This is a genomic window from Pseudoalteromonas sp. c7(2019) (assembly GCF_011378625.1).
In the GTDB taxonomy this organism is placed as follows: Bacteria; Pseudomonadota; Gammaproteobacteria; order Enterobacterales; family Alteromonadaceae; genus Pseudoalteromonas; species Pseudoalteromonas arctica.
Genome location: NZ_WTKS01000065.1, coordinates 1 through 519, shown reverse-complemented (window position 1 = coordinate 519; position 519 = coordinate 1). Strand labels below are relative to the sequence as shown.

1 protein-coding gene is annotated in these 519 nt (G+C 33.1%); it reads left to right on the top strand.

What is annotated here, in order from left to right:
• Window positions 1-245 precede the first annotated feature (245 nt).
• Window positions 246-519: cell division protein FtsB (gene ftsB / locus GQR38_RS20030; protein ID WP_165738020.1), on the top strand; the 274-nt coding region annotated here is incomplete at its 3' end.

Here is a 519-nt window from a genome sequence, read left to right as displayed (position 1 = left end):
GTTATGCTTATTATTTATTAGGCATTGATCAAATGGTTGTTATTAAAATGATTGTGGCATGTATTATGTCCCATAAATTATTTATTCATCCATTATTCCCGCAATTAGAAAGCAAACTGCTTTTCTGGAAGAAATAAGTTTTATTCAGCCTAATGCTACGCAACTAAATTTAGTGTGTTTGAGTTGATTTTAATTTTCTGTTTAATGTGGGATGATTAACTTTTTTAATACTGAGTTTAAATATCATGCGCTTACTGTTAGCTATCTTTATTTTTATATTTTCATTATTGCAATACCATTTATGGTTTGGAAAGAATGGACTGCAGGATAATCGAGAATATTCTAAAGAGGTCGCATTGGCGACTGCTGGTAATACAGAGCTAACAACGCGCAATCAAATGATGTTTTCAGAAATCGATAATCTAAAAACAGGCACCGAAGCGATAGAAGAACGCGCCCGTAATGAGTTAGGTTTAGTTAAAGAAGGTGAAACCTTTTTCCGCATTGTTCCAAAGGAAG